This is a genomic window from Bordetella genomosp. 10, from assembly GCF_002261225.1.
Classification (GTDB): Bacteria; Pseudomonadota; Gammaproteobacteria; order Burkholderiales; family Burkholderiaceae_B; genus Bordetella_C.
Genome location: NZ_NEVM01000001.1, coordinates 1 through 24,707, shown reverse-complemented (window position 1 = coordinate 24,707; position 24,707 = coordinate 1). Strand labels below are relative to the sequence as shown.

At 66.7% G+C, this 24,707-nt stretch carries 27 protein-coding genes and 1 tRNA gene; 22 read left to right on the top strand and 6 right to left on the bottom strand.

Annotation, left to right across the window (positions count from 1 at the left end; genetic code table 11):
- Positions 1-48: 48 nt before the first annotated feature.
- The 11 genes from hisB (at position 49) to CAL29_RS00090 (ending at position 6,396) form a co-directional block, all read left to right on the top strand.
- On the top strand, positions 49-636 hold the full coding sequence (gene hisB, locus CAL29_RS00140) for an imidazoleglycerol-phosphate dehydratase HisB (RefSeq protein WP_094851001.1): 588 nt from the start codon (positions 49-51) through the stop codon (positions 634-636).
- Between the two features lie 22 nt (positions 637-658).
- Positions 659-1,330: an imidazole glycerol phosphate synthase subunit HisH gene (gene hisH, locus CAL29_RS00135; RefSeq protein WP_094851000.1), complete on the top strand. Its 672-nt coding sequence runs from the start codon at positions 659-661 to the stop codon at positions 1,328-1,330.
- Between the two features lie 93 nt (positions 1,331-1,423).
- Entirely contained in the window at positions 1,424-2,167 is a 744-nt protein-coding gene (hisA, locus tag CAL29_RS00130; protein WP_094850999.1) for a 1-(5-phosphoribosyl)-5-[(5-phosphoribosylamino)methylideneamino]imidazole-4-carboxamide isomerase, read from the top strand.
- Positions 2,164-2,985 (top strand): imidazole glycerol phosphate synthase subunit HisF, encoded by an 822-nt coding sequence (hisF, locus tag CAL29_RS00125; protein WP_094850998.1) that lies wholly within the window; start codon positions 2,164-2,166, stop codon positions 2,983-2,985. The genes hisA and hisF overlap by 4 nt, the downstream gene beginning before the upstream one ends.
- Positions 2,985-3,389, top strand: coding sequence for a phosphoribosyl-AMP cyclohydrolase (gene hisI / locus CAL29_RS00120; RefSeq protein ID WP_094852613.1), 405 nt, complete (start codon positions 2,985-2,987; stop codon positions 3,387-3,389). The genes hisF and hisI overlap by 1 nt, the downstream gene beginning before the upstream one ends.
- Positions 3,386-3,730 (top strand): phosphoribosyl-ATP diphosphatase, encoded by a 345-nt coding sequence (locus CAL29_RS00115; protein ID WP_094850997.1) that lies wholly within the window; start codon positions 3,386-3,388, stop codon positions 3,728-3,730. The genes hisI and CAL29_RS00115 overlap by 4 nt, the downstream gene beginning before the upstream one ends.
- A gap of 38 nt (positions 3,731-3,768) precedes the next feature.
- Positions 3,769-4,137 carry a histidine triad nucleotide-binding protein gene (locus CAL29_RS00110; protein ID WP_094850996.1) on the top strand — a complete coding sequence of 123 codons (369 nt, stop codon included), beginning with the start codon at positions 3,769-3,771 and terminating at the stop codon, positions 4,135-4,137.
- A 15-nt stretch (positions 4,138-4,152) separates the two neighbouring features.
- Positions 4,153-4,383, top strand: coding sequence for a Sec-independent protein translocase subunit TatA (gene tatA, locus CAL29_RS00105; RefSeq protein WP_094850995.1), 231 nt, complete (start codon positions 4,153-4,155; stop codon positions 4,381-4,383).
- Positions 4,384-4,476: 93 nt separating this feature from the next.
- Positions 4,477-5,061: a Sec-independent protein translocase protein TatB gene (tatB, locus tag CAL29_RS00100; protein ID WP_373559674.1), complete on the top strand. Its 585-nt coding sequence runs from the start codon at positions 4,477-4,479 to the stop codon at positions 5,059-5,061.
- Between the two features lie 41 nt (positions 5,062-5,102).
- Positions 5,103-5,846, top strand: a complete 744-nt coding sequence (gene tatC, locus CAL29_RS00095) for a twin-arginine translocase subunit TatC (protein WP_373559672.1) — start codon at positions 5,103-5,105, stop codon at positions 5,844-5,846.
- Positions 5,847-5,985: 139 nt separating this feature from the next.
- Positions 5,986-6,396 (top strand): helix-turn-helix domain-containing protein, encoded by a 411-nt coding sequence (locus tag CAL29_RS00090; RefSeq protein WP_094850992.1) that lies wholly within the window; start codon positions 5,986-5,988, stop codon positions 6,394-6,396.
- Here the strand turns inward: CAL29_RS00090 and CAL29_RS00085 are convergent.
- Positions 6,362-7,522, bottom strand: coding sequence for a S1C family serine protease (locus CAL29_RS00085; protein ID WP_094850991.1), 1,161 nt, complete (start codon positions 7,520-7,522; stop codon positions 6,362-6,364). The two genes, CAL29_RS00090 and CAL29_RS00085, sit on opposite strands and share 35 nt — an antisense overlap.
- A 20-nt stretch (positions 7,523-7,542) precedes the next feature.
- Here CAL29_RS00085 and CAL29_RS00080 point away from each other — a divergent pair, with 20 nt between their 5' ends.
- The gene (locus CAL29_RS00080; protein WP_094850990.1) at positions 7,543-8,319 is read left to right on the top strand and encodes a Nif3-like dinuclear metal center hexameric protein; all 777 of its coding nucleotides are present in this window, start codon (positions 7,543-7,545) and stop codon (positions 8,317-8,319) included.
- A 71-nt stretch (positions 8,320-8,390) separates the two neighbouring features.
- Here the strand turns inward: CAL29_RS00080 and mscL are convergent, their stop codons facing one another.
- Positions 8,391-8,885, bottom strand: coding sequence for a large conductance mechanosensitive channel protein MscL (mscL, locus tag CAL29_RS00075; RefSeq protein ID WP_094850989.1), 495 nt, complete (start codon positions 8,883-8,885; stop codon positions 8,391-8,393).
- Between the two features lie 160 nt (positions 8,886-9,045).
- Here mscL and petA point away from each other — a divergent pair, with 160 nt between their 5' ends.
- From petA to fic, 7 genes are all read left to right on the top strand, one after another.
- Positions 9,046-9,690, top strand: coding sequence for a ubiquinol-cytochrome c reductase iron-sulfur subunit (gene petA / locus CAL29_RS00070; protein WP_094850988.1), 645 nt, complete (start codon positions 9,046-9,048; stop codon positions 9,688-9,690).
- A gap of 79 nt (positions 9,691-9,769) precedes the next feature.
- The gene (locus CAL29_RS00065) at positions 9,770-11,158 is read left to right on the top strand and encodes a cytochrome b (protein ID WP_094850987.1); all 1,389 of its coding nucleotides are present in this window, start codon (positions 9,770-9,772) and stop codon (positions 11,156-11,158) included.
- A gap of 20 nt (positions 11,159-11,178) precedes the next feature.
- Positions 11,179-12,033 carry a cytochrome c1 gene (locus CAL29_RS00060; RefSeq protein WP_179283849.1) on the top strand — a complete coding sequence of 285 codons (855 nt, stop codon included), beginning with the start codon at positions 11,179-11,181 and terminating at the stop codon, positions 12,031-12,033.
- A gap of 145 nt (positions 12,034-12,178) precedes the next feature.
- Positions 12,179-12,790: a glutathione S-transferase N-terminal domain-containing protein gene (locus tag CAL29_RS00055; protein ID WP_094850986.1), complete on the top strand. Its 612-nt coding sequence runs from the start codon at positions 12,179-12,181 to the stop codon at positions 12,788-12,790.
- 9 nt (positions 12,791-12,799) lie between these two features.
- Complete coding sequence (locus CAL29_RS00050; protein ID WP_094850985.1) at positions 12,800-13,237, top strand: ClpXP protease specificity-enhancing factor; 438 nt, start codon at positions 12,800-12,802, stop codon at positions 13,235-13,237.
- A 92-nt stretch (positions 13,238-13,329) separates the two neighbouring features.
- A tRNA-Thr gene (locus CAL29_RS00045) sits at positions 13,330-13,405 on the top strand.
- 307 nt (positions 13,406-13,712) lie between these two features.
- Positions 13,713-14,810, top strand: coding sequence for a protein adenylyltransferase Fic (fic, locus tag CAL29_RS00040; protein ID WP_094850984.1), 1,098 nt, complete (start codon positions 13,713-13,715; stop codon positions 14,808-14,810).
- A 19-nt stretch (positions 14,811-14,829) separates the two neighbouring features.
- On the opposite strand, the gene CAL29_RS00035 is transcribed toward fic, so the two are convergent.
- Both CAL29_RS00035 and CAL29_RS00030 read right to left on the bottom strand, forming a co-directional pair.
- Entirely contained in the window at positions 14,830-16,332 is a 1,503-nt protein-coding gene (locus tag CAL29_RS00035) for a GTPase/DUF3482 domain-containing protein (RefSeq protein ID WP_094850983.1), read from the bottom strand.
- Positions 16,325-17,758: a DUF2868 domain-containing protein gene (locus tag CAL29_RS00030; protein WP_256977092.1), complete on the bottom strand. Its 1,434-nt coding sequence runs from the start codon at positions 17,756-17,758 to the stop codon at positions 16,325-16,327. Before CAL29_RS00030 ends, CAL29_RS00035 begins: the two co-directional genes overlap by 8 nt.
- Before the next feature lie 813 nt (positions 17,759-18,571).
- Here CAL29_RS00030 and CAL29_RS00025 point away from each other — a divergent pair.
- Together CAL29_RS00025 and CAL29_RS00020 are read left to right on the top strand one after the other, a co-directional pair.
- Positions 18,572-18,838 (top strand): hypothetical protein, encoded by a 267-nt coding sequence (locus CAL29_RS00025; RefSeq protein WP_094850981.1) that lies wholly within the window; start codon positions 18,572-18,574, stop codon positions 18,836-18,838.
- Positions 18,839-19,098: 260 nt separating this feature from the next.
- On the top strand, positions 19,099-20,331 hold the full coding sequence (locus CAL29_RS00020; protein WP_094850980.1) for an MFS transporter: 1,233 nt from the start codon (positions 19,099-19,101) through the stop codon (positions 20,329-20,331).
- Positions 20,332-20,421: 90 nt separating this feature from the next.
- On the opposite strand, the gene CAL29_RS00015 is transcribed toward CAL29_RS00020, so the two are convergent.
- Together CAL29_RS00015 and CAL29_RS00010 are read right to left on the bottom strand one after the other, a co-directional pair.
- Positions 20,422-21,108, bottom strand: coding sequence for an HAD family hydrolase (locus tag CAL29_RS00015; RefSeq protein WP_094850979.1), 687 nt, complete (start codon positions 21,106-21,108; stop codon positions 20,422-20,424).
- A gap of 260 nt (positions 21,109-21,368) precedes the next feature.
- Positions 21,369-22,970: a YdgA family protein gene (locus tag CAL29_RS00010; protein WP_094850978.1), complete on the bottom strand. Its 1,602-nt coding sequence runs from the start codon at positions 22,968-22,970 to the stop codon at positions 21,369-21,371.
- Positions 22,971-23,357: 387 nt separating this feature from the next.
- Between CAL29_RS00010 and CAL29_RS00005 the strand changes: the two genes are divergently transcribed.
- Positions 23,358-24,707 (top strand): DEAD/DEAH box helicase (locus CAL29_RS00005; protein ID WP_256977091.1); only part of this gene is annotated, 1,350 nt, incomplete at its 3' end.

Sequence of the window (24,707 nt, the reverse complement as noted above, 5' to 3'; positions counted from 1 at the left end):
CCCGCTTCCCCGCCCGCTGCTTATACGAACGTTCTTTACGAGCACTCCATGCGTACCGCTGAAATTACCCGCAACACCAATGAAACGCGTATCCGCGTGGCGCTGAACCTGGACGGCACCGGCCGCCAGAGCATAGACACGGGCGTGCCCTTCCTCGACCACATGCTGGACCAGATCGCCCGCCACGGGCTGATCGATCTCGAGGTCAAGGCCGAGGGCGACCTGCACATCGACGACCACCACACGGTGGAGGACGTCGGCATCACGCTGGGCCAGGCCATCACGGCCGCCATCGGCGACAAGAAGGGCATCATGCGCTACGGCCATGCCTACGTGCCGCTGGACGAGGCCCTGTCGCGCGTGGTGGTGGACTTCTCGGGCCGCCCCGGCCTGGAGTTCCACGTGCCGTTCACGCGCGCCCGCATCGGCAAGTTCGACGTCGACCTGACGCGCGAATTCTTCCAGGGCCTGGTCAACCATGCGCTGATCACCCTGCACGTGGACAACCTGCGCGGCAAGAACGCGCATCACCAGTGCGAAACCATTTTCAAGGCCTGTGGCCGCGCGTTGCGCATGGCGATCGAGCGCGACCCGCGCAGCCAGGGCGTGGTGCCGTCCACCAAGGGCGTTCTGTAATCCGGCTATCGGACATATCTTCGTGACTTCCATCGCTATCGTCGACTACGGCATGGGCAATTTCCACTCGGTGGCGCGCGCCCTCGCGCACGCCGCGCCGGACGCCGACATCCGTATCTGCAACCAGGCCGCCGGCATCGACGCGGCCGACCGCGTCGTCTTCCCGGGCCAGGGCGCCATGCCCGACTGCATGCGCACGCTCAACGAATCGGGCCTGCGCGACGCCGTCATGCGCGCCGCCCGCAACAAGCCGCTGCTGGCGGTGTGCGTGGGCGAGCAGATGCTGTTCGACACCAGCGAGGAAGGCCCGACCATCTGCCTGGGCATTTTCCCGGGGGTGGTGCACCGCTTCAGCGGCCCCCAGTACGCCACGCCCGTCGGCGCCTACGAGGAACACCCCGGGCAGGCCCGGCAGGAATTGCTGAAAGTGCCGCACATGGGGTGGAACCAAGTCCGGCAGTCGCGATCTCATCCCATCTGGGAAGGGATACCCGACCATGCCCATTTCTATTTCGTGCACAGTTACTACGCCATGCCCGCCGACCCCTCCGTCATCGTTGGGGAAAGCGATTACGGCGGTTCCTTTACCTGCGCGGTAGCCACGGCTAACATTTTCGCGGTGCAGTTCCACCCCGAGAAGAGCGCCGAACATGGATTGCGGATGTATCGCAATTTCGTGGACTGGCGCCCGTGATTGCCTGGACGCCGCCGTTTCCGGCGGCGTCGTTGCCTGCCCGACCAGGCCCGTTCTGTTCCGACCAACGAAAATTTTTACGCGCTATCAATCATGCTGCTGATCCCCGCCATCGACCTTAAAGACGGACGCTGCGTCCGCCTGCGCCAGGGCGACCTGGACGATGCAACGGTGTTCTCCGAAGACCCCGCGGCCATGGCCACGCATTGGCTGGAACAGGGCGCGCGGCGCCTGCACCTGGTCGACCTGAACGGCGCGGTCGCCGGCAAGCCGCGCAACGAGGCCGTCATCAAGGCCATCGTGGAAGCCGTGGGCGATGAAATCCCGGTGCAGATCGGGGGCGGCATCCGCGACCTCGACACCATCGAACGCTATCTCGACAACGGCATTTCCTACGTCATCATCGGCACCGCCGCGGTCAAGAACCCGGGCTTCCTGCACGATGCCTGCGGCGCCTTCCCCGGCAGCATCATCGTCGGCCTGGACGCGCGCGACGGCAAGGTGGCGACCGACGGCTGGAGCAAGCTGACCCGCCACGACGTGCTGGACCTGGCCAGCAAGTTCGAGGACTACGGCTGCGAAGCCATCATCTACACCGACATCGGCCGCGACGGCATGCTGTCCGGCGTGAACGTGGACGCCACCGTGCGCCTGGCGCAGCACGTGCGCATCCCCATCTACGCCTCGGGCGGCATCGCCGGCATCCAGGACATCGAGGCCCTGTGCGCCGTCGAGGAAGAGGGCGTCGAAGGCGCCATCCTGGGCCGCAGCATCTACGAAGGCGCGCTCGACTTCCAGGCCGCGCAGACGCGCGCCGACGAACTGGGCAAGCAATGACAGCCATCGCCAGCAGCGAACCGCAGGCCGACGGCGTCAATACCTTGACGCGCCGCATCATCCCCTGCCTGGACGTCACCGCCGGGCGGGTGGTCAAGGGCGTGAACTTCGTCAACCTGATCGACGCGGGCGACCCCGTCGAGATCGCCCGCCGCTATGACGAGCAGGGCGCCGACGAGCTCACCTTCCTCGACATCACCGCCACCAGCGACGGCCGCGACCTGATCCTGCCCATCATCGAGCAGGTGGCCTCGCAGGTCTTCATCCCGCTGACCGTGGGCGGCGGCGTGCGCCAGGTATCGGACATCCAGCGCCTGCTGAACGCCGGCGCCGACAAGATCAGCATCAACAGCGCGGCGGTCGCCAACCCGGAACTGGTGCGCGCGGCGGCGGACTATCACGGCTCGCAATGCATCGTGGTCGCCATCGACGCGCGCCGAGTCTCGGCGCCCGGCGAGGAAGACCGCTGGGAAGTCTTCACCCACGGCGGCCGCAAGGCCACCGGCATCGACGCCGTGCAATGGGCGCGCCGCATGGCGCGATACGGCGCCGGCGAAATCCTGCTGACCAGCATGGACCGCGACGGCACCAAGTCCGGCTTCGACCTGGCCCTGACCCGCGCCGTCTCCGACGCCGTGCCCGTGCCCGTGATCGCCTCCGGCGGCGTGGGCACGCTGCAGCATCTGGCCGACGGCGTCACCACCGGCCGCGCCAGCGCCGTCCTGGCCGCCAGCATTTTCCACTACGGCCAGCACACCGTGGGCGAATGCAAGCGTTTCATGGCCGATCAAGGCATTGCGGTACGATTGGACGCATGATGGATAACTCTCCCGCCTGGTTGGCCGACGTCGAATTCGACGAGAACGGCCTGATACCCGCCATCGCACAGGACGCCGCCAACGGCCAGATCCTGATGGTGGCCTGGATGAACCGCGAGTCGCTGGCCGAAACCGCCGCGACCGGCCGCGCCGTGTATTGGTCGCGCTCGCGCCAGCGCCTGTGGCGCAAGGGCGAGGAATCCGGCCATGCCCAACTGGTCCGCGAACTGCGCCTGGATTGCGACGGCGACGTGGTGCTGCTCAAGGTAGAGCAGCAGGGCGGCATCGCCTGCCACACCGGCCGCGCCAGTTGCTTTTTCCGCCGCCTGGACGGCCAGGGCGCGGACGCGGCCTGGACCACCGTGGATCCCGTCCTGAAGGATCCGGAGCTGATTTACAAATGAATTCGCCCGCTACCTCCGACATATTGGCCCGCGTCGCCGATACGCTGGAAAGCCGCCGCCCCGAGCGCGGCGGCGATCCGGCCTCGTCCTACGTGGCCAAGCTGCTCGCGCGCGGTCCGGACGCCTTCCTCAAGAAGATCGGCGAGGAAGCGACCGAGCTGGTCATGGCGGCCAAGGACGGGGTGCCGGAACGCATCGTCAGCGAAACCGCCGACCTCTGGTTCCATTGCCTGGTCGCCCTGACTCATTACAATCTGCGGCCCGAAGACGTGCTGGCCGAACTGGCCCGCCGCGAGGGCTTGTCCGGCCTGGCCGAAAAGGCCAGCCGGCCGGCGTCCTGACAGGCGTTTCCGGGGCCGCCCCACCGCATCGAGGTCTCATGAGCGAAAACTGTATCTTCTGCAAGATCGGCCGTGGCGAGATTCCGGCCAGGAAGGTCTACGAAGACGACGACTTCGTCGCCTTCCATGACATCAATCCCGCCGCGCCCGTGCATCTTCTGCTCATCCCGCGCCGCCACATCGCGTCCATGCAGGAGGTCGCCCCCGAGGATGCGGGCTGGTTGGGTAGAATGATGGCCATGGTGCCCCAATTGGCGGCCGAAAACGGCTGCAATCCGGGGCCGCAAGGCGGTTTCCGCATCGTCGTCAATTCCGGCGCCGAGGGCGGACAGGAAGTCCCGCACCTGCATTTCCACATTATTGGCGGTTCGCGGCCCTGGGCGGGCCGCGCAGCCCCGAACGCTTGATTACGGAGAACCGTCATGGGCAGTCTCAGCATTTGGCATTGGTTGATCGTCCTCGTCGTCGTGGCGATGATTTTTGGCACTAAGAAGCTGCGCAACATCGGCGGCGACCTGGGTGGCGCCGTCAAGGGTTTCAAGGAAGGCATGAAGGAAGCCAGCAGCGACCGCACGGAGGCCGAGCCCCCGGCGCAGCAGCGCGTCGCCGGCGACACCATCGACGTCCAGGCCAAGGAAAAAACCCACTCCTGATCCCGCAGCCCGCGCCATGCGCGGCCGGCCGCAACGCGGCGGCCGCCGGCGGGCGCCTATTCCCTCTACGGCCGTCGTATGTTTGATATGAGTATGGGGGAACTGGTGGTGATCGGCGTCATTGCGCTGATCGTCATCGGTCCCGAACGCCTGCCCAAGGTCGCCCGCACGGTCGGCCACCTGCTGGGCCGCGCGCAGCGCTACGTCAACGACGTCAAGAGCGACATCCGTCGCGAGATCGAACTCGACGAGCTGCGCAAGTTCAAGAGCGAGATGGAGGACGCGGCGCAAACCGTGCACACCTCGCTGCGCGACACCACCGAATCGCTGCGCGCGCCGGCCGAGGCTTTGCGCCAGGAACTGGACGACGCCGCCAAGGCCGCCAGCGGCGCGCTGTCGCTGTCGACGCCCGTGGTGGACGAAAACGGGCTGCCGGCGCATCCCGAGACCGCCCCGGCCGAAGCCGGCGCCGGTCCCACCGCCGAAGCCACCGTCGCCGCCGCGGCGGAAACGCCCAGCCTGACGATACCCGCGGAATCGGTTGCGGCGCCCGCGCCGGCCGCCTCGGAAGCCGCTGCCGCCGCCGAGGCGGTGCTGCATGGCGTGCCCGCGCCCTCGGTCCCCGCGCCCGCCAAGCCGGCGGCGCCCACTCAACCGCCTACCGGTACGCCCACGTGAGCCAGGAAGTCCCGCAAGAAGAAGGACAGGAAGAGAGCTTCATGTCCCACCTGATCGAGCTGCGCGCGCGCCTGATACGCGCGGTGCTCGCGGTGCTGGTGGTCTTCGTCGTGCTGTTCCTGTACCCGGGCACCGCGAAGATCTACGACCTGCTGGCGCGCCCGATGCTGGCGTCGCTGCCGGAAGGCACGCACATGATCGCCATCGGCGTGATCACCCCCTTCATGGTGCCGCTGAAGGTCACCATGATGGCGGCCTTCGTCATCGCCCTGCCGGTCGTGCTGTGGCAGGCCTGGGCCTTCGTCGCCCCCGGCCTGTACAAGCACGAAAAGCGCCTGGCGCTGCCGCTGATCGTCTCGACCACCGTGCTGTTCCTGGCCGGCATGGCGTTCTGCTATTTCGTCGTCTTCCACACCATCTTCCGCTTCATCGCCCACATCGCGCCGAATTCGATCACCACGGCGCCGGACATCGAGGCCTACCTGGGCTTCGTGATGACCATGTTCCTGGCCTTCGGCATCACCTTCGAAGTCCCGGTGATCGTCGTGCTGCTGGTGCGCTTCGGCGTGGTCGAGGTCAAGAAGCTCAGCAGCGCGCGCGGCTACGTCGTGGTGGGCGCCTTCGTCATCGCCGCGGTGGTGACGCCGCCCGACGTCGTCAGCCAGTTCCTGCTGGCGGTGCCGTTATGCCTGCTGTTCGAACTCGGCCTGATCTGCGCGCGCATGGTGCAGCCCAACAAGCGTGGCGAGTCCGGCGGGGAGAACGCGCTGGTGGAAAAGGACTAGGCGCCGCCGCATCGCGCATCGGTCCATCGCCCCACCGGCGGCATTTTCGGACGATTCCTACCGCGCCTTCCGAAGGCGGACGCAAAAACAGGACTGCCGCACGCTTGTACGCCGCGATACCGCTCCGTACAGTAGGCGCATGAACATCGCTGACCGCCTTTCCTCGTTGATGCGCTGGCGCGGCATACGCAGCCAGCGGCACCTGGCCCGCCTGTCCGGTGTCCCGCAAACCTCCATTCATCGCATCCTCGCCGACCGGCCCGGCTACGCGCCGTCGCACGCCACGGTGGGCAAGCTGGCGCATGCCCTGTCGGTCAGCCCGGAGTGGCTGAACGGCGACGGGCCTGGCGCACGGCGGCGCGCGCCCGCCATCGACCGGCCGCCGCCCGCGCCGCGGGCCTCGCGCGGCGGGGACGACGAAGCGGAAATGAAGCGCCTGATGGCCACGCTGACCGCGGCCGAGCGGCGCAAGATCGTCGCGGTGGTGCGCCTGGTCGCCCAGGGACGGCTGCCGCCTACCTGGACCGCAGGGGCCGAACGCCGATCTTGACCTTCAGGTTGACCAGGCGGCCGTTGCGCAAGACCGTCACGATCACTTCCTGGCCCGGCGGCAACAGGGCGATCATGGCCAGCATGGAGGTGGTGTTCTGCACCTCGTTGCCGTCGATGCTGCGCACGATGTCGCCCACCCGCAGGCCGCCGCGTCCCGCCGGTCCGTCGCGCATCACGCCGGCGATGATGACGCCGCTGTTGCCCGACAGGCGGAAGGCGCGCGCCAGCTCCGGCGTCAGGTCCTGCGGCTCGACGCCCAGCCAGCCGCGCTTGACCTGCCCGCTGCGGATGATCTCTTCCATGACCGCGCGCGCCGTGTCGATGGGCACCGCGAAGCCGATGCCCAGCGAGCCGCCCGACTGCGAATAGATGGCGGTATTGATGCCCACCACGTCGCCGGTGGCGTCGATCAGGGCGCCGCCCGAATTGCCGGGGTTGATGGCGGCGTCGGTCTGGATGAAGTTCTCGTAGGTGTTCAGGCCCAGGCGGTTGCGCCCCAGCGCCGACACGATGCCCTGCGTGGTCGTCTGCCCCACGCCGAACGGGTTGCCGATGGCCAGCACGATGTCGCCCACCTTCAGCCCGCCGTCCGACCCCAGCGTGGCCACGGGCGTCTCGCCGAATTGGGCGGGCAGCTTGAGCACGGCCAGGTCGGTCTCGGGATCGGCGCCGACCACCTGGGCCGCGGTTTCGCGGCCGTCGGCCAGCGCCACCTCGATCGCGTCGGCGGCCTCCACCACGTGGTAATTCGTCAGCACGTAGCCGGCGCGCACGATGACGCCGGACCCCAGGCTGGTCGATTCGTGCCGCCGCGAGGCGCCCGGCAACTGGCCCAGCAGGTCGCGCAAGGCCGGATCGCTGGGCATGGGAATCAGGGGCACGTCGACGTGCTTGGCCGTGTACACGTTGACCACCGCCGGGGCCGCGCGCGCCACGGCGCGGGCGAAGGACAGCGGCGGCGCGGGCTTGGCCGGCTCGGGCGTCGCGGTTTGCGGCTCCGCCGGCGCGGTGGGCGCGGCGCGGCCGCCCAGGCTCACCCAGTCGGGCCGCAACACGGAGACCACGAATAGAATGGCAAGACAGACCGTGACGGCCTGGGCGAATATCAGCCAGAGTCGGCGCATGATCCTAGGAAGGCAAGGCAATGAACAGAATTGACACCCACGAACTGGCGGCTTGGCTGGACCAGACGCTGCAACCGGCGCGTTTCAAGGACTACGCCCCCAACGGGCTGCAAGTGGAAGGCAAGGCATCGGTGGGCCATATTATCGCTGGAGTCACCGCGACCGAAGCCTTGCTGCGCGTCGCCATCGAACGCGGCGCCGATGCGTTGCTGGTGCACCACGGCTGGTTCTGGCGCAACGAGGATGCGCGCGTGCGCGGCCCGCGCCGTACGCGGCTGGCGTTGACGCTGGCGCACGACCTGAACCTGTTCGCCTACCACCTGCCGCTGGACGCGCATCCGCAACTGGGCAACAACGCCCAGTTGGCGCGGGTGCTCGGCCTGGAGGCGGAGGCGGACGCCAGCGGCGCGCCGCGGACCTGTGGCCGCGACAACCTGATCTGGCTGGGTAGCGCGCCCGGCATTGCCACGGTGGGCGAATTGTCGGCGCGCATCGCCGAGCGCCTGCGGCGCGCGCCGCAAACGATCGGCGACCCGGACCAGCCGGTAGGCCGCATCGCCTGGTGCACGGGCGGCGCGCAGGGGATGCACGCGGAGGCCCTGGACGCCGGCGCACAGGTCTACATCACCGGCGAAATCTCCGAGCCCTGCGTCCACACCGCGCGCGAAACGGGCACCGCCTTCATCAGCGCCGGCCACCATGCCACCGAGCGCTACGGGGTGCAGGCGCTGGGCGAGGCCGTGGCCCGCCAATTCGGCATACGCGTGGATTTCGTCGATATCGACAATCCCGTGTAGGCCGGCGCCGTGCCGCCATGGCCGCGCGCGGCATGGCCACGCCACGCCGCGCGCCGCGCGGTACCGCCCCGTCACGCGCCCGGGGTGGCCGGCGGCTGTTGCGGCGGCAGTTGGGTTTGCTGCGTTTGCTGCGCCTTGAGCAGGTCGCGGATTTCCGCCAGCAGCTTCTGGTCGGCGGTGGCGCCGGCCGGGGTGGCGTCCAGGTGCGAACGCGCGCCGGCGATGGCCTTGACCATCAGGAAGATAATGAAAGCCAACAGGATGAAGTTGATCAGGACCGTGACGAAACTCCCCCAGGCGAAGACGTTGCCGCCGGCCTTCAGGATTTCGGCATAGGTCATCGGGCCGTTATAGCCCTCGGGCATATGCAGGACAATGAACTTGTTGGAGAAATCCACCGATCCGCCCAGAATGAAATTGACGAGAGGCATCACGATGTCTTTCACCAGGGAGTCGACGATCTTGCCGAACGCCGCGCCGATAATGACACCGACCGCCAGATCGACGGCATTGCCCTTGACGGCGAAATTACGGAAATCCTTCAGAAATCCAGTCGCTTTGCTCATATGCGCTCCTGTGCTGTGATACGCCCTTGATTGGGCTGGGGCTATAATACGCGGTTGCTACATTGTTACAAATGGCCAGCCACATATCCACACCCCTTTTAAGGGGGAATGCTACACACCGTTGTCCCAACGGGCAGCGGTCGCATAACAAGGATGGAAGATGAGTCAGAACACGATGGTGCATGGAGATGACGAAGGCGCAGTACCCACCAACTTGCCGCCGGACCCATCAAGACGTTTCTGGGTAACCACAGCCTGTGCTCTGGGCGGGGTCGCGGGAGTCGCAACCGCCGTACCCTTTGTAAGCACTTTTGCCCCCTCCGCCAAGGCCCGCGCGGCCGGCGCTCCCGTTGAAGTCAACGTCGGCGACATCCCCCTCGGCCAGATGATCACGGTCGAATGGCGCGGGAAACCGGTCTGGATCATTCACCGCTCGAAGGAGCAGATCGACGGCCTGAAGGTCAACGATCCGCTCGTCGCCGATCCGCAATCCAAGCGTCCGGGCTTCACGCCCAAGTATGCCGAGAACGAATACCGCTCGCGCAAGCCCGAGCTGTTCGTCTGCGTCGGCATCTGCACGCACCTGGGCTGTTCGCCGACCGCCCACTTCGAGACGGGCTCGTCCGGCGGCATGCCCGGCAATTGGGAGGGCGGCTTTCTCTGTCCCTGCCACGGCTCCACTTTCGACCTCGCCGGCCGCGTCTTCAAGAACAAGCCCGCGCCGGACAACCTCGAAGTTCCTCCGTATCAGTATTTGAGCGACGCCCGCATCATCATCGGCGTCGACGAAGACAACAAGGCCTAGTATCCACGCCCCTGGAAGCGGGGGCCGGACCGCGGCATAGAAGAATCAGATACGCCACGTATAGCAAAGGAGCTGCTTCATGGCTGGCGAAAAAAACGTCGAGACGACAGGTTTGCTGGGGTGGGTGGACAGGCGCTTTCCGGCGACCTCGACCTGGAAAGCGCATCTTTCCGAGTACTACGCCCCGAAGAATTTCAACTTCTGGTATTTCTTCGGCTCGCTGGCGCTGCTGGTGCTGGTGATCCAGATCACCACCGGCATCTTCCTGGTGATGCACTACAAGCCCGACGCGGAACGCGCGTTCCAGTCGGTCGAATACATCATGCGCGAAGTGCCGGGGGGCTGGCTGATCCGCTACATGCACTCGACCGGCGCGTCGATGTTCTTCGTGGTGGTCTACCTGCACATGCTGCGCGGCCTGTTCTACGGCTCCTACCGCAAGCCGCGCGAACTGGTCTGGATCTTCGGCGTGGCGATTTTCCTCTGTCTGATGGGCGAGGCCTTCTTCGGCTACCTGCTGCCCTGGGGCCAGATGTCGTACTGGGGCGCGCAGGTGATCGTGAACCTGTTTTCCGCCATTCCCTTCATCGGGCCGGACCTGGCCATCTTCATCCGCGGCGACTACGTCGTGTCCGACGCCACGCTGAACCGCTTCTTCGCCTTCCACGTCATCGCCATTCCGCTGGTGCTGGTGGGGCTGGTGGCGGCGCACCTGGTGGCCTTGCACGAAGTCGGCTCGAACAACCCGGACGGCGTGGAGATCAAGCAGGGACCGAAGGACCGCTACGGGCGGCCGCTGGACGGCGTGCCTTTCCATCCCTACTACACGGTGCATGACATCGTCGGCGTGGCGGGCTTCCTCATCGTCTTCGCCGCCATCGTGTTCTTCGGCCCGGAGATGGGCGGCTACTTCCTCGAATACAACAACTTCATCCCGGCGGATTCGCTGAAGACCCCGCCGCACATCGCGCCGGTGTGGTACTTCACGCCCTTCTACTCGATGCTGCGCGCCACCACCGACGATTTCACCTGGGTCCTGTCCGGGGCGGCGGTGCTCGGCGCCATCGCCCTGTTCCTGAAGGGCGGGTTCAAGGGCGCGTGGCGCCTGGTGGTGCCGGTCATCCTGCTGGTCATCGCCGTGCTGCTGCGCGTGCTGGACGCCAAGTTCTGGGGGGTGGTGGCCATGGGCGGCACCGTGGTCATCCTGTTCTTCCTGCCCTGGCTGGACCGCTCGCCGGTCAAGTCCATCCGCTACCGGCCGGGCTGGCACAAGGTGCTTTACGCCATTTTCATGGTCAATTTCGTCGTCCTCGGCTATGTCGGCACCCAGCCGCCGTCGCCGGCGCTGAACCTGACGTCGCAGGTCGGGACGCTCTACTACCTGGCATTTTTCCTGTTGATGCCGGTCTGGAGCCGCCTGGGCAGTTTCAAGCCCGTGCCCGACCGCGTCGTCTTTCACGCCCACTAAGCCCCAGGACCAGGAACGGAATGATCATGATCAAGAAGCTGATGGGTGCCGCGGCGTTGATGCTCGCGTGCACCGCCGCGCTGGCGGCAGAAGGTGGATATCCCCTGGATCGGGCGCCGGACCGCGCCAATGACATGGCGGCCCTGCAGAACGGGGCCAAGCTCTTCGTCAACTACTGTCTGAACTGCCACGCCGCCACGTCCATGCGCTACAACAAGCTGCGCGATATCGGGCTGTCCGACGACCAGATCAAGAAAAACCTGATGTTCACGGGCGAGAAAGTGGGCGACCTGATGACCGTCGCCATGCCGCCCAAGGACGCCAAAAAGTGGTTCGGCACCATCCCGCCGGACCTGTCGGTGATCGCCCGGGCCAAGTCCCAGACTGCAGGCGCGCCCGGAACCGATTATATTTACACCTATCTGCGTTCGTTCTACCGCGATACCAGCCGGCCGACCGGCTGGAACAACCTGGTGTACCCTAACGTGAGCATGCCGCACGTGCTCTGGGAACGCCAAGGCCCGCGCGAGTTGACGACGGTGGCCATGCACGAAGTCGAAGGCAAGGGGGGCGAACCCGGCTGGGAGCGCACGACCACCGTTTACGATGCGCAGGGTTATGCCACCGTCAAGAAGGAGGCGGTTGAGCATTTCCATGGCAGTGAAAGCTTCAACGCGACGTTCAAGGCCTCGAATCCGGCGCTTACGGCCCAATTCGACAACGACGTCGCCGATCTCAGTGCATTCCTGACCTGGATGGCCGAACCCGTCGCCCAATTCCGCAAGGAGCTGGGCGTCTGGGTGTTGCTGTTCCTGGGTCTTTTCCTGGTCGTGGCCATGCGCCTTAATGCTTCCTACTGGAAGCACGTCCGGTAAACCAGCTTGCCCCGCCGGGGGCTGGCGGGGCTCTCCTGGAGCCTCCGTGGGCAGCAACGCCCTTGCTGCCCCCCTGGCAATTGGGGCCAGCGCCTGCTAGATTGGCGGCGCTGGCCTTTCGCTTTTCATACAAGGACTTATCGCCATGATGGTGCTTTATTCCGGAACCACGTGTCCGTTTTCGCAACGCTGCCGCTTTGTGCTGTTCGAAAAAGGCATGGATTTTGAAATCCGGGACATCGATCTGTACAACAAGCCCGAAGACATCTCGGTCATGAATCCCTATGGCCAGGTGCCCATCCTGGTCGAACGCGACCTGGTGCTGTACGAATCGAACATCATCAACGAGTACATCGACGAGCGCTTCCCGCATCCGCAACTGATGCCGGCCGACCCGGTCATGCGCGCGCGCACCCGCCTGTTCCTGTTCAACTTCGAAAAGGAATTGTTCGTGCACGTGTCGGAACTGGAAGACCGCACCAGCAAGCCGGACGAAAAGCGCCTGGACCGCGCGCGCCAGAACATCCGCGACCGCCTGGCCCAGCTCGCGCCCATGCTGTTGAAGAACAAGTACATGCTGGGCGACGAATTCTCCATGCTGGACGTGGCCGTGGCGCCGCTGCTGTGGCGCCTGGACCACTACGGCATCGAGCTGCCGAAGAACGCGGCTCCGCTGCAGAAGTACGCCGAACGCATTTTCTCGCGCCCGGCCTACATCGAAGCGCTGACGCCGTCTGAAAAAGTGATGCGTCGCTAAGGGACCGGCATGGGCGAATCGTCGACCAAACCGTACCTGATCCGTGCCCTCCACGAGTGGTGCACGGACAACGGGTATACCCCGTACATCGTCGTGCAGGTCAACGCCCGCACCATGGTGCCGCCGGCGCATGTCCGCGATGGCCAGATCACGCTGAACATCGGCAACCTGGCCACCAACCAACTGCGCCTGGGCAACGATCTCATCGAGTTCCAGGCCCGCTTCAGCGGGATCGTGGAGGACGTCTCGGTCCCGGTGGGCGCCGTCAGCGCGATCTACGCGCGCGAAACGGGCGCCGGCATGGGCTTCGAAGTGCAGGCCGACGAACCGGCCGCGGAAGGCGAGAACCCCGTGGCGGACACGCCGGCCGGGCAAACCGAGCCGCGCGGCGACGAGCCGCCCCCCGACGATCCCCCGCCGCGCCCGCGCCTGACCATCGTCAAATAAAAGCGCCGCGGCCCCGCCGGCCGCCCGCGTCCGGAGACGTTTACAATACGCCTCCCGCAACGGGCCGCCCCCTCGGCGGCGGCCCGTTCACAGCCGGCTTAGCTCAGTTGGTAGAGCAGCGCACTTGTAATGCGAAGGTCGGGGGTTCGATTCCTCTAGCCGGCACCACAAACAACTATCTGACGATCTGTGCTGAACGGCCGGCCACGGCTTGCGGGCCGTTGCACGTCCGGGCGTCATGTCGACGCCGTGAACACGTCTTCAAGACGTGTCGAAAATCGGCGCCAATATCGACATGATTCGGGTACCTGTCGAGAGAACATACACGTCGTCCTGCTCTACAGCTTGGCTCAACGACGTGTTAAGAGCCTGCATCTCAACCGGTCTCATGTAGAAAAATTGGGGAAAAATCGACATATCACTCAGATATGTATAAAATAATCCATTTTTTCGACACGTCACAGGACTACGGCACATGTTCAACCCCGAATTGCCGTACAACGACCTCCCCCAACTGCCACCCAAAGTCGAGGTCGAGACAAAGCGCGTGTTAAAGGCATGCATCGGAGCACGAGCAGCCCTTGCAGAGCTGACAGGCACCGCCAATCGCATTCCTAACCAGGGCATGCTGATCAACGTCCTGCCGATGCTCGAGGCTCAGGCCAGCTCGGAAATCGAGAACATCGTTACGACGACCGATCGCTTATTTCAGTTTGCGAATGAAGCACAACAGGCGCACGCGGATCCTGCCACGAAGGAAGCGCTACGGTATCGCACGGCTCTTCATCGAGGGTACCGTTCTCTGGAAGAACGTCCATTGACCGCTGGCACCGCGGTCGAAGTTTGCAGGACGATCAAAGGCGTCGACATGGATATTCGGAGAGTGCCCGGGACCGCTCTCATGAATGACGCAACTCGACAAATCATCTACACGCCCCCTGAGGGCGAGCAGGTTATTCGCGACCTTCTCTCCAACTGGGAGGTGTTCATCCACCTGGAAGAGAGTCTCGACCCTCTGGTACGCATGGCGATGATGCATTATCAGTTCGAAGCCATCCATCCATTCAGCGATGGAAATGGCCGGACCGGACGCGTGCTCAATCTTCTGTTTCTTATCTCCGAGAAATTGCTCGAGCTACCCATTCTTTACCTTAGCCGATACATCATTCAGCACAAACAGGAGTACTACCGCCTACTCCTGAAGGTGACGACGGAACAAACGTGGGAAGAGTGGATCTTGTACATGTTGGAAGCGGTTCGCAGCACCGCCGAGTGGACGTCGATGAAGATCAAAGCAATATGCGATCTCATGGAACGCACACGAGACAAATTACGCCAGGAAGCACCGAAGACGTACAGTCACGAATTGCTCGAACTGATCTTCGCTCAGCCGTACTGCCGAATCTCCAACATTGTCGAGAGTGGCATTGCACAGCGGCAAACAGCGTCGAAGATACTGAAAGACCTTGTCACGATGAATATATTGCGTGAACTGGCTGTGGGACGTGAAAAGGTTTTCATCAACGTTGAGCTAATGAATCTGTTGACGCGCGACCCTGCAAACCCGGCATGATCGGGACCAAGGCTCGCGCCTAGGCAGACTGCGCGGCGCCGTCGGCGCCGGACAGGCGCTCGCCGAGCGTGCGGACGGCGGCGGCGCGGCGGGGGGTGTCTTCGTGGGCGGCGTTGAGCGTGGACCACTCTGGGCGGCTGCGGGCTTCCTTGAGTTCCGGCGGCAATTTGCCTTCCCGCCAGGCCCGGTCACCGTCGGTCTGGGCTTCGTCCAGCCGCAACGGGTCGCGCGCCGCGTGGCCGCGGCGGTCCAGCGCGTCGATCAGGCGGCGGGCGCGCAGGGCCAGCAGGCGCAGCACGGCGTCGTCGATGCTCAGTTCGCGGTAGCCGCGCAGCTTGCCCAGCAGACGCTGGCCGTAGCGCTCCACGCTTTGCCACAAGCCGCCGGTGGCGGCGCCGACCAGCGCCGCCGTGCCGAGGCTGACGCCGGCCAGCATCAGGTCCACCGCCGCGCCGGCCATGGCGCCGGCGGCCACGCCCATGCCGACGCTCACGCCGGCGTCCTTCAGCGCCTGCGGATGGAAAAGATCCATGCCCCAGCGTTCGCCGGTCAGCGGCAGAGCCTCGGCGTCATAGTCTTCGTGGCGGAAGTTGTAGAGCGCGAGCAGGGCGTCGATGCAGGCCTGCTCGCGCCGGCGCGCGCGATCCTGCAAGTCCTGCGCCGCGGCGCGCAGCGCGGGCTCGTCGGAAGCCGAAGCCAGGCGCAGCGCCGCGATGTCCAGCAGCATGCCGGCCGCCAGCCGGCCCGCCTCGCCGCGGCGTTCCTGGCGCTGGCGCGCCAACTGGTCGGACAAGGCCTGCAGCGTGCCGGCCCGCGCATCCAGCAACATGGCCAGGCGCGCATATAGCTGCCGTTCGCCGTCCAGCGGCGGCGCCACGGTATCGAATTCGACCAGCGCATGCAGGCCCAGCCGCGCCATGGCTTCACGCCATTGCGCCGCGCGATGCGCCGGCGCGCGCACGAAATTCAGCACGGGCAGCAGCGGCCTGCCGCAAGCCGCCAGCAGCGCGAGTTCGTCCAGGTGCTTGGCCAGCACGGGATCGCGCGCATCGATGACATAGAGCGCGGCGTCGCATTCCAGCATCTTGGCCAGCACGCGCGCTTCCTGTTCGAAGCGCCCGCGCGCCTCCGGCGCGTCCAGGAAACGGCGGATGCGCGCGGGGCCGTCCAGCCGTTCCGCGCCGGCCAGGCGGTCGACGTAGTCGAGCAGGGCCACGCTGTCTTCCATGCCCGGCGTGTCGTACCAGGCCAGCACCGGCCGCCCGTCCAGCCGAAGCTGCGCGCCTTGCACGCGTCGCGTCGTGCCGGGAGCGTCGGCCACCTCGCCGAAGCCGGCGTCGCGCGTCAGCGTGCGCAGGAGCGAGGTCTTGCCGGTGTTGGTATGGCCGACCAGGGCGATCTGCAACGGACGGCCGGAGGCGGCCGGCGTCCCGTCCGCCGGGGGCCGAGGCGCCGCCGGGGACGGGTCCGCCGGCGAGGCCCCGGGCGCCGGGCGAGCGCGATCGTCGGACGTGTCATCCATGGTCTGCCTCCAGCCAGCGCAGCGCCGGCCCGGCGTCGCGCAGCATGTCTTCGCCGGCCACGCCGGCCGCGCGCAGTTGATCGCGCCAGGCGGCGGCGCGCGACGGCGCGGCGTCCGTCCCGTCCTCGTCGCCCAGCAGCCAGAATCGCGTCGCTTGCGCGGCCGCGGACAGCTCGGCGATCAAGGCCAGCGCGCCGCGGTCCGGCGTCTGGCGCGCGTCGCAGACGATCAGCAGGCGCGGCGCCGGCCTCGCGGCCAGGGTGTCGAGCAGGCGCCGCCGCTGTTCGCGCGTATCCAGGTTGCCGCCGTCGGCCACGCCCGCCGGCAGGGCGGCGGGCGGCCACGGCAGGTCCGGCGCCACCTCCAGCCCGACCAGCGTGGGCGCCACGCCGACGGCGCCCGCGTTCGCATGGCCGATGCGCGGCCCTTGCTGCGGCAACGGCGGCGCGTCATCGTCCAGGGTGTCGGCGATAGGCGCCAGCCGGGCGGCCAGGCCCGCGTAGCCGGGCATATCGGGATCCAGGCGCAGCCTGGCCAAGGCCCGCCGCAGCATGAACACGCTGAGCAGCCACGCCAGCAGGCGCGGCAGGATGCCATAGGTCACCAGGGCGCCGATCAGCCACATCGACCATTGCGCCTGCGCCAGCGCGGGCAATTGCCGCGTGCCGTCGCTGGCCGCCACCAGGGCCGCGTCCGGCACGGGGAAACCCAGCCGCGCCGGCAGCCAGCCGAGCAGATCCGTCAGGCGCACGAAGGTTTGCGGATCGAGCAGCGTCGTGGCCCAGATGAAGCGATAGCTGGCGGTGGAGAGCACCAGCAGCAGCGTGGCCAGCCCGGCGGTCAGCGCCAGCAGCCACACCAGATGGCTTACGGTCCCGAACAGCCAGCGCAGGCCGCCGCCGCGCGCCAGCAGGCTGGAAAACGCCTGCGCGGCGAGCGCCGTGTCCGGTCCGCGCGCGAGGCGCCGGCTGACCCACAGCCAAAGCCGCGCGAGTCCCTGGGCCGCGGCATGCGACGGCACGGCAAAGACGCTGGCGGCCAGCCAGAACAGGAAGGTCAGGGCATGCAGGCCCAGCAAGGCGCCCAGGGCGTGCAATACGTTGACGGGGCGGGCGCCGTCGCCCAGCGCGCCCAGGGCGGCGCCGATGCCGGCCAGCAGGCCGAGACCCAGCAGCAGCGCCAGGCCGACGGCGGCGGCGCGGCGCCAGGCCGCCAGGCATGCGTCCAGTCCGGTTTGCCGGCCCAGCAAGCGCGCCCGCAGCAGGATGCGTTGCGGCAGGGGCTCCGGCGACAGACGCGCCTGGCGGACCGCCTGGGCGTCGTCCACCGGCCCCCAGTGTTCCTCGCGCAGGCGTATGGTTTCCGCCAGCCAGAGGTCGCCCAGGGGAGAGGACGTCGTGGAAAGGGATGTCTCGGTCGTGTTCAATGCCTGCCTGTCCGGTTCCGCCGGCGGCGGGCGGGGTTGTCGTTGGTCTTGGCCATGGCGGCCGGGGGCCTCCACACATGCGCTGGCGAAAGCCGTCGCGCAATGGGGCATTCTAGCGTTCGCCGCGGCCGCGGGGGACCGCGATGCCGCCATGCTTGCGGGGGAAAGGGCGAGGTTGGAAGACGGATGTTGACTTTTGAACGCAAATGACGTAACATTCGAAATGCTCGTTTTATTGCGGGCTCGGCGTCCGGCTCCAAGGATAGTCATTCCAGGCAGATTCAATCGATCCCTGGCACTTTTCCCGATAGCCGACGCGGCTGGCATCGCAGGCTTTTCCTGTGATTCACGCAGCCAAGTGCGCGCTGGCGATTTCCCCGTCCTCTCTATAAAAAACACGGAAATCCCGCTGGCGTCGAAAACGTCCCACCTGCCGTTCTCTCCGGATCGTCTACCCGTGGCGGGTGGTGGAATGCTTCGTCATTCGAATAATCGCTGCCGTCGGTTCTCGTAGCGTTTTGTGCACTTTTGCGTGGCCTTTTCCGGCCGTATGGTCTCATCCTTAGGAACGAGGCCGATACGCCATCCGCAGCAATGTTCCCGTCACGTAATTGGGACACCATATAACGAGTATCGACACCCGCGCCTTGACGCATGTCCGGCCGGGCGCCCTCCCGAATCGCGAATCGGCGGCCGGTGAATATTTCCCGGCCCGGCGCGAAACGGCGCCGGACCTCGCGCCCGGCACAAAGCCAGATGTCCGCCCCGGGGGCGGACCATAACAACACCATAGCTAGATTGGAGTACCCAACAATGACCACCATGATGCAACCTCGACTGACGCGTCGTTCCACCCATACGCTGGACAACACGCCCATCCATGTGGGCGACATCGTTCATCTGCAGCCGGAGCATGGCCCCGGCATCGCCGCTCGCGTCATCTACAACACGCCGTTCAACGGCGCCACGACCTACACCACGGACCTGGTTTCGTGCATGGCGGAAAACGGCCGCATTCTCAAGCAGCGCTTCCGCTTCCGTCACGAGCACGTTCATCGCATCGAATCCATCCGCGGTTGATGTCCGCCGGCCGCGCCGTGATCGACGGCGCGGCCGGCGATGAATGAACACCAACGCCGCGCGCGGGGCCGCCCGGGCCGCGCCGGCAAGTCCATTGTCGGCGCGGCCTGACTAAAGTTTCCGGCCGCCGCCGCTTTTTCCTCCCCCCTGTTTCCCTTAAGCTTGCAACGCTGGCAATACGCCAGCCGTGATCGCGCCGCGGTCGCGGGCGGCGTCCGATAAGCACCTGCCCCGGCACGCGCATCCCTACGCATTCCCTCATGCTGTTGCCCATCCTGCTTCTTTCCGCCGCCGGTTTCACGGTGCTCACCACCGAATTCGTCATCATCGGCCTGCTGCCCGCGATGGCCCGCGACCTGGGTGTCGAGGTCGCGCAGGCGGGCCTGCTGGTGAGCTTGTTCGCCTTCACCGTGGCCGCCACCGGCCCTTTCTCCACCGCCCTGATGGCGGCCTTGCCGCGCAAGCGCGTCTTCGTGGCGGCGCTGGCCATATTCGGCGTGGCGAACGTCATGGCGGCGTGGGCGCCTAACATCTACGTGATGGGCGTGGCGCGCTTCGTGCCCGCGCTCGCGCTGCCCGTGTTCTGGTCCCTGTCCAGCGACACCGCCATCAGCCTGGTGGGACCGGCGAAGGCGGGCCGGGCGGTGTCGATGGTCGCGTTCGGCATCGTCGTGGCGACCGTGCTCGGCATTCCCATCGGCGTCCTCATTGCCGACGCCTTCGGCTGGCGGGCGGCTTTCATGGTCCTGGCGGTGCTGGCCTTCGCCAAGGCCGGCCTGTTGCAGCGCTATATGCCGGCGGTGGCGGGCAGCACGCACGCCGGCTCGCTGGCCAAGCAGTTGCGCAGCCTGCGCGATCCCGTGCTGGTGGGCCACGTGCTGCTTTCGCTGCTGGTCTTCACCGGCATGTTCACCGCCTACACCTACCTGGCCGACATGCTGGAACGCCTGGCGGGATTCAACGGCCAGGTGGTGGGCTGGTCCATGATGGCCTTCGGCGCGGTCGGGCTGATCGGCAATACGCTGGGCGGCCGCATGGTCGACCGCAGTCCGATCGGCGCCACCGCGCTGTTCAGCGTGCTCATGGCGGCGGCCCTGGCGGCCGTGGCGTCGGTGATGCACGCGCCGTTATGGCTGGCGCCTGTCCTGGCGTTGTGGGGCATCGCGCAGTCGGCCTTGTTCATCGTGTGCCACGCGCGCGTGATGAAGGCGGCGCCGCATGCGGCGGCCTTCGCGGCGTCCTTGAACATCTCGGGCGCGAATATCGGCATCGGGGTGGGCGCGGCCCTGGGCGGACGCGTCATCGCCACCTACGGCCTGGGCGCGCTGGGATGGGCGGCGGCGGCCGTATTGGCGCTGGCCCTGCTGGTGGCCGCCTGGCTGACGCGCGCCACGCGCCGCGCGATGTCCGCGCACGCTGCGAGCGCTACGACTGCTGCGACCGCGAAGCACGCGGCGCCGGCGGAAGAGGCCTGCGCCACCGCGGGCGGTTGATCGGCGTCGTAACTTGCAAGTCCGCGCCCAGGCAAGCAGGGCGCGACACTACCTGGGCTACCCGCCTGCCAGCGAGCGCGGGACGCGACGCTATCGCGCCTGCCAGCCGGCCAGCACGGCCGGCAGTTCCCGCATGTCGCGCAGCACGTGCACGACGCCGACATCGAGCAGGGCCTGGGCATCGCTGTGGCCCGGGCCGCCGGGGCTATAGCCGAACACCGTCGCACCCGCGGCCACGCCGGCGCGGGCGCCGGTGACCGAATCCTCCACCACGGCGCAGCGCGCCGGATCGACGTCCAGCGTGCGCGCGGCCGCCAAGTAGACATCGGGCCAGGGCTTGTTGCGCGCCTGCTCCTGCCCGCTGACGACGTGTTCGCCGAAGCAGTCCTGCAGGCCGATCTTCTCCAGTTGCAAACGCAGCTTGACGCGATCCGCGCCCGAGGCCACCGCGATACGGCCCTGCACGGCCGCGTGCAGGGCGCGCACGGCCTCGGGCGCGCCGGGGATGGGCTCCAACTCCGATTCCAGGGCCGCGTTGCGGCGCGCGCGGAACCGTTCTATCCACGCGTCGTCGATCCGGTAGCCGGTCTCGGCCTGGATGCGCGGCGCCTCGTCGAACACGGTCTTGCCCAGGAAAATGCGCAGCGTCTCTTCCAGCGTGAGCCGCCAGCCCAGCTCGCCCAGCATGGCGGTGAGGACACGATTGGTGATGGGTTCGGAATCGACCAGCACGCCATCGCAATCGAACAGGACGGCGTCGTAGGGAAAGTGGGACATGGCTAGTTCGGACGGCGGCAATGAACGCCGCCGCCGGGAAAGGGGAAGGGAAAGACTGGAAGCGTACCTGAAACCGCGCGCGGACATGCCGGGGCCAGGCGGACGCGAACGCGAGCGAGGGCGATGCATCGGCAACCCGCGCCGGGCGCGCAAGCAAAAACAATAACGAGGACGGAAAGACAAACGGCCGGGATCGCTCCCGGCCGTTTGCTTTCCGAAACCGCGCCGGTCCGGCGCGTGGCCGGACCGGACGCGCCGGCTTACTTGCCGCGCGAGCCGCCTCGCGCCGCGGGCGGCGGGACCACCGGCACGGCGGCGCCGGGCGTGGCCTCTTCCGGCTCGTCGCCTTCGTCGGAATCGTCACCGTCCATGCCTTCCTGCGAATGCATGCCCATCGCCATGCTGGCGACCATCATGGCGAATTCCTCCAGCGGCATCTTCTTGCCGTTCAGGTCGACCACCTTGTCGGCATAGTGCAGCGTGCCGACCACGTTGTCGCCGTCCTTGCTCAGGTAGCCGGTCGCCACCGCCATCTGCGTCAGCGCCTGGGTCGTGGCCTCGGCCTGCTTCTCGGCGGCCGCGGCATCCAGGCCGGCCTGCTGCTGCATCTGCTGCGCCAGGATGCTGGTGACCATCGGCGCCGACACCGTCAGCTTGGCGTCCAGCTTGTGCAGCAGCTTGGTGACCATCTCGTCGACGGGCTGGTCCGTCGGTCCCGGATCGCCCAGGTCCAGCGTCAGGTTGAAGCGCGACTCGCCCTTGGCGTTGTGGACCAGGATGGGATCGATGAAGAAGGTGGGATTGCCCGCCAGCAGGGCCTTGCCAGCGGCGATCGCCTTTTGGCGATCCTCGGCCGGCAGGTCGAACGCCTGCTGCGGATCCTGCTCGGGGTTCTGCTTCATGGCGCGCGAGATCACGTTGCCATACAGCTCGACCAGGGTCTTCACCGCATCGGTCGCCATGTTGCGCCCGCCGAAGCCCAGGCGCAGGCCGGCGATGTCCTGGCCGCCCAGGTTGATCATGCCGACGTCGTAGACAGCGCGCGCGGAAAAGCCGCTGCCGCTTTCGGTGAGTTCGGCATTCTGCGTGTAGTTATTGAGCAGGATGGCCGGATCGGTGGCATGCACCACGCTGATCTGCTTGATGGCCAATTGGTTGGTGCCCACCTGCAGGCCGGCCTGGCCCTGGTGCATATCGCTGTTCAAGGTCATGCCGGTGACCTGGATCTTGCCCGGCGCCTCGGCATCCTTGATGTCCAGGCTCACCGAGTCCATCTTGCCGCTGACCTTGGCGGCCTTGTCGGCGGCGGTCACGGCGACCTGCAGGTCCATGCCGGAGAACTTCAGGTCGGCGTCGGGACGCTGGAAGTCCACCGGCTGCAGCACCAGGTTGCCGTCGACGTCGCGGTTGTAATGCAGGGTGGCGTGGCCGGAGAACGGCGCCACGCCCTTGGTCAGTTCGAACCAGCTCTTCACGGTGTCGTTGTCGACCAGTTCGAAATCGCTGGTCGCCATCACCGGCGCCAGGGCGCCGCGCTTCAGGCGCGCCAGCGGGAAAGGACCGTGCTCGACATGGTCATGCAACAGGAAGGCGACGTCCTGCACTGGCTTGTCCTTCTCGACGGTCACGCCTTCGATGGTCAGGCTGTACTGGATATCGGTCGAAAAGAGATGCCGCTCCAGGGAGCTCACCGCGATCTTCATCTTGGCGTTCGGCAGGAAGGCCTGCAGCTTGGCATTGCCTTCGTCCACGCGCTGGCGCACCTCGGCCTCGACGCGCTTGCCCGTGTACCAGGATGCGCCTACCCAGGCCACCCCCGCAACCACGATCACGCCTACCACGACACCTAGTGATTTTTTCATGAGGCTTCCCACTTCCCGGTTGAATCAAGCGGGGGATTATAGGAGTTACAAATGGCCCCGCACGGCTGAATGCGTACTTAAACCCAGCAAACGGTTACAGAACACTACCAACGTATCTTCAACAAGGCCTCCCGGCGTCAATCCGGGAAATCCTGGAGAAAGAAGTAACAGGCGCGCCGCGCCACCTGTGTCCAAACCCTGCGGCGGCGCCGTGGCGCCCGGCCGGCTTCAGCTACAATGCGCGCCGTGTGCAATGCCAATCGGCACACATCCCATGCGCGGCGCTCGCCGCCGTGACCGGCCCGCCGGGCCTTCCTTTTCTCCTGTTTCCGTCCGCCTTGATTGGAGTCTCTCAACTTGAGCGACAGGCTGCCGCTGGAGTTGTACTTGACTGCCAATACCTCTTTCGCCGACCTCGGGCTGGCCGATTCCCTGTTGCGCGCCATTGCCGAAACCGGCTACACGGCCCCCACGCCCATCCAGGCCCAGGCCATTCCGCTGGTGCTGCAAGGCGGCGACCTGCTGGCCGCGGCCCAGACCGGCACCGGCAAGACCGCCGGTTTCACGCTGCCCATCCTGCACCGCCTGATGCAGACGCCCGCCGCCGTGCGCAAGCCCGGCCGCCCGCGCTGCCTGATCCTGACGCCGACGCGCGAACTGACCGCGCAGGTCGAGGAATCGGTGCAGACCTACGGCAAGTACGCCCCGCTGAAGTCCATGGTGATGTTCGGCGGCGTCAATATCAATCCGCAGATCAGCGCGCTGCGCAAGCCGCTGGACATCCTGGTCGCCACGCCGGGCCGCCTGCTGGACCATGCCGGCCAGAAGACGGTCGACCTGTCGGGCGTCGAAATCCTGGTGCTGGACGAAGCCGACCGCATGCTGGACATGGGCTTCATCCGCGACATCCGCAAGGTGCTGGCCCTGCTGCCGGCCAAGCGCCAGAACCTGTTGTTCTCGGCCACGTTCTCCGACGAGATCCGCACCCTGGCGCGCGGCGTGCTCAACGACCCGGGCGAAGTCTCGGTGACGCCGCGCAATACCGCCACCGAGCTGGTCAAGCAGACCGTGCACCTGGTCGAGCAGCATCACAAGCGCGACCTGATCAGCCACATCATCCGTGAAAGCGGCTGGCACCAGGTGCTGGTGTTCACGCGCACCAAGCACGGCGCCAACCGCCTGGCCGAAAAACTGGTCAAGGACGGCCTGAGCGCCGCCGCCATCCACGGCAACAAGAGCCAGGCGGCCCGCACGCGCGCGCTGGCCGGCTTCAAGGACGGCAGCGTGACCGTGCTGGTCGCCACCGACATCGCCGCGCGCGGCCTGGACATCGACCAGTTGCCGCAAGTCGTCAACTTCGAATTGCCCAACGTGCCCGAGGACTACGTGCACCGCATCGGCCGCACGGGCCGCGCGGGCGCCACGGGCGCGGCCATCTCGCTGGTCGATCCGAGCGAAGTGAAGCTGCTGCGCGCCATCGAGAAACTGATCCGCAAGACCGTGGACCGCGTCGAAATCCAGGGCTGGACGCCTCCCGCCGGCGTGCCGGCGCACGAGCGCGACGACGAGGACGACGAACGCGACAGCCGCGGCCCGCGCAACGGCGGCGGACGCAACGGCAACCGCGCCGGCGGCGGCGGCGGCGGCGGCCGCGCCTCGCAAGGCAATGGCCGCTCGGCCAATGGCGGCGCGCGCGGCGGCAACGGCCAGGGCGGCGCCCACGGCCGCGCCGGCGCC